The sequence below is a fragment of the Leptolyngbya sp. FACHB-671 genome (assembly GCF_014695745.1).
Taxonomy (GTDB): Bacteria; Cyanobacteriota; Cyanobacteriia; order Elainellales; family Elainellaceae; genus JAAUTN01.
Genome location: NZ_JACJOV010000032.1, coordinates 1 through 9,043, shown reverse-complemented (window position 1 = coordinate 9,043; position 9,043 = coordinate 1). Strand labels below are relative to the sequence as shown.

Here is a 9,043-nt window from a genome sequence, read left to right as displayed (position 1 = left end):
GACTGCCCACGATCTGGAAATTCGTGGCGTATCGAAGCAGTTTGGTTCCCTGATGGTGCTGAACAACATCAACCTGAGCGTTAAAGCAGGAGAATTCATTGCCATTATGGGACCCAGTGGGTGCGGCAAAACGACCCTCCTGCGGATTATTGCGGGACTGGAAGGCATGACATCCGGAGAGATTCGTTTACAGGGAAAAGATATTACTCACCTTCCAGTGCATCGTCGCAATACGCCGATGGTGTGGCAAAGCTTTGCGCTGTTTCCCCATCTCAACGTGCAGCAAAATATCACTTTCGGGCTAACGCTCATCCCTCACAACAGAGCAGACGTGAAGCGCAAGGTACAAGAAGTCGCCAAAATGATGCACCTGGAAACCATGCTCAATCGCCCCATTAGTCAGCTCAGCGGCGGGCAGAAACAACGAGTAGCGATCGCCCGTGCCCTGATCACCGAACCCAAAATCCTGCTGTTGGATGAACCCATGAGCGCCCTTGATCCACACTTGCGGGTGCGGATGCAGGGAGAACTAAAGCGGTTACAGCAAACGTTAGATATTTCATTCATTTACGTCACCCATAATCAAAACGAAGCCTTTTCCATGGCAGATCGAGTTGTGGTGATGAATCAAGGCAATATCGATCAGGTAGGAACTCCAACAGAAATTTATAGCCGTCCAGCAACTCATTTTGTGGCGGAGTTTGTGGGCAACAACAATTTGTTTGACGGTGAAGTGGTCAGCGTCAGTGAGAAAACCGTCACGGTGAGTTGTCCTCAAGGGAGGATGCAGGCACTCTGGCATGAACAACCCCATCAGGTGGGCGATCGCGTCACGGTCGTTGTTCCGGCAGAACGACTCTCTCTCGCTTCGGCAGGCACTCCAGGCGAAAACACAATTAATGCAACATTGCGAGGGTTCGAGTTTATGGGGTCGCAAGTGATTTACTTTTTAGAAACCGATACGGGCTATGAAGTGCGAATGATCCGTCAGGAAGCCTTAGATCAAAGCCTTTCCATTCCCATCAACTCTAAACTGCAACTGTCCTGGAAAATACAAGACACCATTCTACTGGGCGAACAGATTCAATAAGGGGTAGTAACATTGTGACGAAACAAATTTCCATTCCAGGGGAGCGATCGCGTATTCGCTGGCTACCGCAGGATAACAGCCTATTGAAATACATTTGCCTTGCCCCTGCCGTTATTTACGACAGCATTTTCTTTTTACTGCCCCTGGTCTTTTTAGTCTGGATTGGCTTTTGGAGCGTTGAAAACTATCGGGCAGTTCCCGGGTTTTCACTGGCAAATTACAGTGATATTTTTAGCCAATTTTTTGTGAAATCACGCTATGCCTACGCGATCGCCCAATCTCTTTGGGTTGCCATCACTACAACTGCTCTGGGAATTTTATTATGCTATCCCTTTGCAATGGCACTCGTGTTTCTAGTACCCGAACGACTGCAAAGATTATTACTCGTTTTAGCAATTACTCCCTTCTGGACGAGTTATATCTTGCGTTTATACGCATGGCAAACCATTCTAAACAATAATGGATTGCTCAATACTTTGCTCATTCAACTGAAATGGGTTGAACAGCCTGTAACAATTATGTTTACCCAATGGGGCACACGCATTGGCTTGTTACACTACCTTGCTCCAATTATTATCTTGATTCTCTATTTAGTTCTACGCAACACTGATCGCAGCTTATTAGGAGCAGCCCGCAACTTAGGAGCGACCCAATGGCAAACCTTCTGGCGAGTCATCTTACCGCTTAGTAAACCTGGCATCGTTTATAGTGCCGTATTTGGATTGATTATTAGTTTAGGAGATGTTCTATCGGGAATCATTTTGGGTGGAGGAACCGGACAATCCGTTTTAGGAAAATTTCCCCTGTTTTCAACAGTCATTCTAAATGAGTATGCTGCCTCAACCAATCTGCCCCGTACTTCTGCTCTGGCAACGATTCTAATTGGCATCATGATGATCATTTTAGTGTCTGGACTAAAACTCACCGAATCGGAAAGCTAACCATGAGCACACAGCGAAAACAGGGAATTGATTTAGGGTTGGCGATCGCCGGATGGGGCTACCTTCTCTTGGGCTTTCTTTTCTTGATGCTGCCCATTGTGACGCTGATTGCTTTTTCCTTTGAAGATGCCCGCTTTCCGACCTTTCCCTGGACGGGGTGGACGATGCGCTGGTATCAGGAATTGCTGTCGGACGGTCGGCTGCTGCAATCCCTTCAGCGCAGTTTGATTGTGTCACCACTGGCAGCAGCGATCGCAACAGTGATTGGTTTTTTTGCGGCTTACGCGTTGAATCGATTTAACTTTCCGGGAAAGAATCTGTTATCGACGCTGTTCATCGTTCCGATTTTAGTACCCCCATTAATTCTGGGTGTAGCCTTCCTGGGACTGTTGTCTCGCCTCAACTTGCAAGGACAGGTCTTTAGCATTCTGCTAACCCATGTTGTGATCCTGATGCCGACCGCGATCGCCCTCATCAGCCTGCGTCTGGCTCAGATGCCCAAAGATATCGAAGAAGCCGCCTGGAATTTGGGCGCAAATGAATGGCAGGCACTCTATCGGGTTATCCTTCCCTGGGCAATTCCAGGAATTGCAGGCGCATGGTTGCTGGCGTTTACCTTTTCCTTTGACGAATTCATCATTGCCTGGTTCGTTTCTGGCTTTCAACCCACCCTTCCGGTTTCGATTTACACCTTCCTCGGTGCAAATCTCAGCCCATCGTTAAATGCGATCGGAACGATTGTGTTTGGCATTTCCGTTGTGTTGTTAACTGGCGTAGAGCTTTTGTTGCTCCCTCTGTTGTTAGACGGGCGATCGTCTTCACGGGAAATGTAGCTTCGGATTACCTGATTGCAAGATTGGGCGTTTTTAGACAGCTATTAACCTGGCAATGCTTAATGCTGTATCTTGTTTGCTGCATAGGAGATAAACGCATGCTCAAAATACTTCTGGATTCGCGAGGGCAAGTTCTGTGGTTGTGTCGCAAAAACTAGCGAATGGTAAGGTAAGCAGGACGACACTCTTCTCCTTGCCCTCCGATGTCTACTGCTTCTCTGTTTAGATGGCGGCAGTTTCTGCCCCAAATCATCCTGCTGAATGTGCGGTGGTACTGCCGCTATTCCCTCAGCTACCGAAATTTGGAGGAGATGATGCAAGAACGGGGCATAAAAGTTGACCACTCGACGATCAATCGCTGGGTTTTGCAGTACGCGCCAGAGCTAGACAAACGGATTCGACAGCATCTGCAGCCAACGAACGATTCTTGGCGAACTGACGAAACCTATATCAAAGTCAGGGGAGTATGGAAATATCTGTATCGCGCTGTCGATTCAGCAGGTAATACCTTGGACTTCATGTTGAGTGCGAAACGTGATGGTAAGGCAGCAGCACGCTTCTTTGGCAAAGTACTCAAGGGTCAGCACACCCAAACCCCGCGAGTCATTACAGTGGACAAGAATGCTGCTTATCCGGTGGCAATAGACACTCTGAAAGCGGATAAAACTCTAGCAGCAGAAACCGAATTACGACAGAGCAAATACTTAAATAATGTGATTGAGCAGGACCATCGAAACACCAAGCGGATTGTGAAACCTATGATGGGGTTCAAGTCATTCAACACTGCGAGAAGAACCTTGAGCGGAATTGAAGCGATGAATATGATCAAAAAAGGACAAGTGAAAGGAATTGGGCTGGGGGACAGTGTGTCTCAAGCCAAGTTTATCGAAGCAATCTTTGAAGTGAGTGCTTAGAGCAACGCGAACGACATCGATCGTTTGTTAATCAAAAGTTTTTGCGACACAACCCCAAGATCTTCGCTCTACAATTCTTGCCACGATAAATTGTCCGATACCACAGAATCAACACACTTCAGCAATTTGCCAGCCTGTTCAAAATAGAAGCTAAATAGCTGGGACGAGACAGATAAGGACAGTGTCCCCCTGGAATTTCAATAGCTTCAACCCCAAGAAATTCTTGTGCTGCTCTCCTAGCCCATTTAGAGTTAATTGTTCGATCTTCTGTACAAATAACATACGAATGAGATCCCTTGCTCGGATAATTCTGCAGGGGAAACACTTCACTCAGTGCTGCTTCCGGATGTAGCAGCCTTCGAATGCTCAACGCCCACTTCGCTACCTCTGGAGTGCAATCGTGAAACAAAAAGTTTAATGCCAGTTCATCATCTTCAACGAGGTTTTTTCCCATTTGAGTAGCTGTTACCCAAGCCTCTGCCCACGATGACTCAAACATATCGAAGCTTTCATCAAACATTTGTTCAACAATGCTCGTTCCTGGCTTGGGAATGAAGGAGGCAAGATACACAAGATGGTGAACTTGCCGTAGACTAGCAACGAGCGGAAGAAAGATACCACTGACCGAATGCCCAACTAAAATGATATCTTCATCAACCACATCAAGTTCTCGGACGATCGTCTGTGCATACTGCATTCCACTGATATTTCTACCAGTTGGCAAATCTACTTTTATTGTTTGGTGTCCTAAACTCTTAAGCTCAGGAACCAGCAAATTCCAGCAGTCCGAATTCTGAGTCGAACCATGTATCAAACAAAATTGGCTCATTGCATGGATAGTACGAAGGGCAAACACTGTTTTGCTGACTGCATGAGAGCTATCTAGTCACATCAAAATATCTTCATAGAAGCCTCCAAAGGATTTATCAGGATGCCTAATTTGGATTTCCAACACCCAGAGGTTAGGAGATGGATGAAAGGGAACTGCAGATAGTTTTCCGGCATGATAAGCCGTATGCGGAAAATCCGCTAAACGATGACCGTCCATTCTCAAATTCAATATCCAACCTAGCTCACGAGCAGTTTGTGCTGCAAACTCGTAAAGCGCCTGACCACTAGTCGATTCGGTTCTCCATTTGTCCGCTACTAAACCAAAAATTCGTTTAGTATCGAGGGCGCAACGCTTTAGCTCAGAATTAGAACCTGTCACAAACGTATGTCCTGCATCTCCTTCATAACCATTCCAGACTGGTGCAATGTCAATAAAGTAGATGTCATTCTCACCGAGTTTAACTCCGGGTTCTGGCGTTTCAAACAACGTTTTGGTGGTGTTCAGCCCAAAATGGACATACGGCTTATGCCAACCTTGCCGAGTTCCCATTTCCTGAAGTGTAGTTTTGACGATTTCATTTGCCTCCTCTTCTAGCATTCCGACATAAATCCGTTCTGATATTCTGTTGATTGCTTCCCATGTCTTTGCACGGGCTGCAAGAAAATCCTCCAGTGAGAAGTTATCTTTGTGAGCCTCAATGTTCAAAGTTTCATCTATAGCCATAACTTCTACTTCCATTGAATGTGGAGCGCATCAAACCCAGTCACTTAGACTCACCATTTGCGATAAGGCAAGAACTTACCATCCATCGTGACTTTGACCCGATTACCGCGTCGTTGCGGTAGAGATTGTAAGCCTAGTGGTATTCCATCGTGCGGGCAACTTCGGAGATAAAGGACTCGTCTAGTGGATAAAATGATGCAGGTTGCCGTTGTGTAGCTCCTGCCGAGTATCAAACTCGCCGGGAATCAGAAACGCACCCATCGACGGGTGATCGCTGAATCCATAGTTTGGTAACACGGTGAATCCTGCCTGCGTTTGAGTCGGGCGCAAGGCTTCACTAATGAGAAAGATATCCAACTTCGGGTTAAAGCGCTGTGCTACAGAAAACACGCCATAGGGAGCCGCACAATCAATTACTTCCGCATCCTTAAAGACGTGATACCCAAGCGAAAGCCTGCAATTCTCTGGGTCATAAACTGCTCCTTAGCAGATGTACTGAACGTTCGTTAAAGCTAACCGTACTGAACGTTCGTTAAAATGTCAAGCAATAGAAATTACCATTTCAGGCAATGTCTAGAGAAAAACTTGTCGGTCAGTTAATTGATGCATTTCGGCTATATGGCTACGATGGAGCGAGCTTGTCCTGTCTGGCAAAGGTGACGGGTTTGGGCAAAACCAATCTCTACCACTATTTCCCAGGTGGCAAGGAGGAAATGGCCGAAGCCGCATTGGAACGAGTGAATACCTGGTTAGAAACTTGTATTTTGCAGCCCCTCAGCAGCAATGCAGCGCCGAGCGACAAATTACAGATGATGTGTGACCAAGTGAGCAAGTTTTTCAACGAGGGACAAAACTCTTGTCTATGGGCTGTTTTAGCCCTAGAACGCTCGAGCAATGACCTCTTTCACAATCAAATTAAATCAGCCTTGTCACAATGGATTGAGGCGATCGCAGCCGTACTTAAGGAGGCTGGATTAGAGGCTCACTCAGCCAGACATCGCGCTGAAGATGCTGTTTTGCGGATTCAAGGTGCTTTAGTGTTAGCGCGAGGACTAGATGACACAACCCCTTTTCAACGTCTGATGAAGACGCTTGCCGCTGAATTATTGAAAAGTCAGTAGCTGCGATTGCCTTACTACTTGCTCTAAACAACATGTCTAAAGCGAAAAAATAAGTAATAAGAACGAAAAATTATTTGTCAAACTCATCTGATATCTTAAATTCATCCTTTGCAAAGGTTGGAAACTTCTCCTAAAAGCTCTGTAACTGAGACAAGCAGTAGGAGCAAACCTTTAGATGCAGGGGTGATTGAAGAGTTGCTGTCATGAGATGCAATTAGCACTTAACCAAAGCCCGAAATGGCGTAAATTCGTTAACCAGTAAATGTAATTGTGGGGATACGACCAAAGTTTTAGTACAGATTTCCTACTCTCAAACCCCTACCCTGCAATAGTTTCAGTCTAATTGCACTTCATAAAAACAACCTTTCAATCACCCCAACAAGGCGCGATCTCAATATTAGAGTCACCTTCAGTAATTAAGGTTTCAAACTTGCGACTTTCTGCCACTTCTGGGCAATCTTGTCTATCAACGCTAACACTTGAGCAAGGTCTTCGCCGCGCGCTGCTAAACCATAAGTGACTTGAGGTGGAATTGTAGGCTTGTAATCCCGATAAATGATGTCTTCCTCCTCCAGCATCCGCAATCGTTCTGTTAGAACTTTCGCTGAAATGCCAGCGATTTTACGTTTTAGCTCTCCAAAGCGAGTTGAACCATTATTACTTAATAGCCAAAGAATATTTAGTGTCCAGGAACCAGCTATCAAATTTAGAAGCTGTGCCGAGGGGCATTCCATATCTTCTTCAGAAAGTGACATGAATAGTTTCTCAGCAGTTTTTCAGTTACTTTCAAGTACCTACTTTACTTTTTATATTAGTTACTTATAGTAAGTAATGCAAGCCTTTATAACTCCTCTACTAGAAGAGAATACGATGACTGAAGCAACAAAAATCACGACGCTGGATAACGGTCCCTTCTTAGTGACTGGTTCTGTTTTACTCACAGATGCTCAGGGAAATCAATTTCATGCAGAACGAGAGACAATCGCGCTTTGCCGGTGCGGAGGCTCTACCACGAAGCCGTTTTGCGATGGCGCTCACTCAAAGCTGGGCTTTCAGGCAGCAGAACGGGCAGTTCAGCAACAAGCATAGTCAACTTTAGGTTATGACTAACATTTACCGTATGACGAGTACACCCCACCCCATCCCACCGGTCGAGCTATCTCCGCAATTAACTAAGGGCCGTCAGCCGATTGCGTCTAGGCGTGGTCAAGTCGTTCGCGCGGGAAGCAGCGTCAGAAACATTGTCACTATAGGGATGGATGAGCTGCCTGACCTGGATCCATTTCTCCTGTTTGCAGAGTTCGGCGGCGCGGGGCCGGAGGACTATATTGGCGGATTCCCCGAGCACCCACACCGCGGTTTCGAGACGGTCACCTATGTGGTGGAAGGTCGGCTCAAACACGCAGACAGCCACGGCAACGGGGGTCGGCTCGGTCCGGGCGCGGTGCAGTGGATGACAGCGGCGCGCGGATTGATCCACGCGGAAATGCCCGACCAGGCGTCCGGTCCGCTCCGTGCCTTCCAGCTCTGGATCAATCTGCCCGCGCGCAACAAGATGGACGTGCCGCGCTACCAGGACATTCCCGCCGAGCAGGTTCCGAGCTTAGAGCGCGACGGCGTTAACGTCAAAGTGTTGGCGGGCACCGCCTTCGACCTGAGGAGCCCGATTGACGCGGGTCCAACCGATCCGGTCTTTCTCGACTTGACGCTCGCGCCCGACTCGAAGATCGCTGTGCCGCTTCCTCGTGGGCATCAGGTCTTCGCCTACGTCTACAAAGGCTGCGCCTGTTTCAGTGAACAGGAGGCGCGCGCCGAGACGATCACGCTGTTCTCAGACGGAGACCATCTGGAGGTATCAGCTCGCGAGTCGACCCGGCTGCTGCTGCTGGCAGCACGGGCGATTGGCGAACCAATCGCCCGGCAGGGACCGTTTGTGATGAACACGCCTCAGGAGATCCGGCAGGCTTTCGCCGACTATCAGGCGGGACGGTTCAGCTCTTGACCGTTCCGGTGCAGACGGGTTGTGTTGCAGAAAATGACAGGATTAAGGGCTTGTTGAAAGAAAAAGTAAACAACCGTCGCCTTTAAGACGGTCGTTGTTTACTCACTAGACGCTCAAGGGAATCCATTTCATGCAGAACAAGAGACGATTGCGCTTTGCCGATGCCGAGGCTCTCCTACGAGACCATTTTGCGATGGCACTCACTCAAAACGCAGTCCAACAATTCCCATGAACCCGACCATTGAGAATTAGTCGGTTCTGATACGAAAGTCACTCGTGGCAGACGATGGGCAGCGTTAGGCTGTTTTGTGCAGCTTATCGATTTAGTTTTTTATCCAGCTTTTAGAATTGAAGAGACTAAGCCTACACTTTGGGTATCCGTGCTTAGTTAAAACTTGATTTTTTGGGTAGTTACAACCGAGTTAGTCATGACAGAATCTAGTTTGCTATTGTTTCTGATAGCGTCGCTCCTTGTATAGCTCTACGGGAGCACGTTAGGACAGGTTTTGAAAGCTGCATCTATACAATTGTGAAAACTCTCAAACTCACTCCATCGTTGTCGCATCCAGTTCTTGAGCACAAACCAC

General features: G+C 47.4%; 11 protein-coding genes and 2 pseudogenes. 8 read left to right on the top strand and 5 right to left on the bottom strand.

Annotated features, from left to right (window positions below):
* The 4 genes from H6F93_RS01190 to H6F93_RS01175 all read left to right on the top strand — a co-directional run.
* Window positions 1-1,090, top strand: a 1,090-nt coding sequence (locus tag H6F93_RS01190; protein WP_190678484.1) for an ABC transporter ATP-binding protein, incomplete at its 5' end; no start/stop codon positions are given.
* Window positions 1,091-1,104: 14 nt separating this feature from the next.
* The gene (locus H6F93_RS01185) at window positions 1,105-2,031 is read left to right on the top strand and encodes an ABC transporter permease subunit (protein ID WP_190678482.1); all 927 of its coding nucleotides are present in this window, start codon (window positions 1,105-1,107) and stop codon (window positions 2,029-2,031) included.
* A gap of 2 nt (window positions 2,032-2,033) precedes the next feature.
* Window positions 2,034-2,864, top strand: coding sequence for an ABC transporter permease (locus H6F93_RS01180; RefSeq protein WP_190678480.1), 831 nt, complete (start codon window positions 2,034-2,036; stop codon window positions 2,862-2,864).
* 203 nt (window positions 2,865-3,067) lie between these two features.
* Entirely contained in the window at window positions 3,068-3,778 is a 711-nt protein-coding gene (locus H6F93_RS01175; RefSeq protein ID WP_190678479.1) for an IS6 family transposase, read from the top strand.
* A 118-nt stretch (window positions 3,779-3,896) separates the two neighbouring features.
* On the opposite strand, the gene H6F93_RS01170 is transcribed toward H6F93_RS01175, so the two are convergent.
* From H6F93_RS01170 to H6F93_RS01160, 3 genes are all read right to left on the bottom strand, one after another.
* Complete coding sequence (locus tag H6F93_RS01170; protein ID WP_199313413.1) at window positions 3,897-4,634, bottom strand: alpha/beta fold hydrolase; 738 nt, start codon at window positions 4,632-4,634, stop codon at window positions 3,897-3,899.
* A 30-nt stretch (window positions 4,635-4,664) separates the two neighbouring features.
* Window positions 4,665-5,333: a M24 family metallopeptidase gene (locus H6F93_RS01165; protein WP_190678477.1), complete on the bottom strand. Its 669-nt coding sequence runs from the start codon at window positions 5,331-5,333 to the stop codon at window positions 4,665-4,667.
* A 180-nt stretch (window positions 5,334-5,513) separates the two neighbouring features.
* On the bottom strand, window positions 5,514-5,723 hold the full coding sequence (locus H6F93_RS01160) for a type 1 glutamine amidotransferase family protein (protein WP_190678468.1): 210 nt from the start codon (window positions 5,721-5,723) through the stop codon (window positions 5,514-5,516).
* Window positions 5,724-5,902: 179 nt separating this feature from the next.
* On the opposite strand from H6F93_RS01160, the gene H6F93_RS01155 reads away from it, so the two are divergent.
* A complete protein-coding gene (locus H6F93_RS01155) occupies window positions 5,903-6,454 on the top strand; it encodes a TetR/AcrR family transcriptional regulator (RefSeq protein ID WP_190678466.1) in 552 nt (183 codons plus the stop codon).
* Window positions 6,455-6,870: 416 nt separating this feature from the next.
* Here H6F93_RS01155 and H6F93_RS01150 read toward each other — a convergent pair whose 3' ends face one another.
* Entirely contained in the window at window positions 6,871-7,209 is a 339-nt protein-coding gene (locus H6F93_RS01150; protein ID WP_190678464.1) for a winged helix-turn-helix transcriptional regulator, read from the bottom strand.
* Window positions 7,210-7,324: 115 nt separating this feature from the next.
* On the opposite strand from H6F93_RS01150, the gene H6F93_RS01145 reads away from it, so the two are divergent.
* The 3 genes and pseudogenes from H6F93_RS01145 to H6F93_RS34960 all read left to right on the top strand — a co-directional run.
* A complete protein-coding gene (locus H6F93_RS01145) occupies window positions 7,325-7,543 on the top strand; it encodes a CDGSH iron-sulfur domain-containing protein (protein ID WP_190678460.1) in 219 nt (72 codons plus the stop codon).
* 166 nt (window positions 7,544-7,709) lie between these two features.
* The gene (locus H6F93_RS01140) at window positions 7,710-8,456 is read left to right on the top strand and encodes a pirin family protein (RefSeq protein ID WP_190678458.1); all 747 of its coding nucleotides are present in this window, start codon (window positions 7,710-7,712) and stop codon (window positions 8,454-8,456) included.
* 111 nt (window positions 8,457-8,567) lie between these two features.
* A pseudogene (locus H6F93_RS34960) lies at window positions 8,568-8,708 on the top strand (CDGSH iron-sulfur domain-containing protein); the annotation flags it as partial.
* A gap of 229 nt (window positions 8,709-8,937) precedes the next feature.
* Here the strand turns inward: H6F93_RS34960 and H6F93_RS01130 are convergent.
* A pseudogene (locus H6F93_RS01130) lies at window positions 8,938-9,043 on the bottom strand (IS630 family transposase); the annotation flags it as partial.

Excerpts from the sequence above, each read along its gene's own strand:
- H6F93_RS01145 (WP_190678460.1), top strand. The coding sequence starts at position 7,325 with ATGACTGAAGCAACAAAAATCACGACGCTGGATAACGGTCCCTTCTTA.
- H6F93_RS01150 (WP_190678464.1), bottom strand. The coding sequence starts at position 7,209 with ATGTCACTTTCTGAAGAAGATATGGAATGCCCCTCGGCACAGCTTCTA.
- H6F93_RS01165 (WP_190678477.1), bottom strand. The coding sequence starts at position 5,333 with ATGGCTATAGATGAAACTTTGAACATTGAGGCTCACAAAGATAACTTC.
- H6F93_RS01155 (WP_190678466.1), top strand. The coding sequence starts at position 5,903 with ATGTCTAGAGAAAAACTTGTCGGTCAGTTAATTGATGCATTTCGGCTA.
- H6F93_RS01140 (WP_190678458.1), top strand. The coding sequence starts at position 7,710 with ATGGATGAGCTGCCTGACCTGGATCCATTTCTCCTGTTTGCAGAGTTC.
- H6F93_RS01180 (WP_190678480.1), top strand. The coding sequence starts at position 2,034 with ATGAGCACACAGCGAAAACAGGGAATTGATTTAGGGTTGGCGATCGCC.
- H6F93_RS01175 (WP_190678479.1), top strand. The coding sequence starts at position 3,068 with ATGTCTACTGCTTCTCTGTTTAGATGGCGGCAGTTTCTGCCCCAAATC.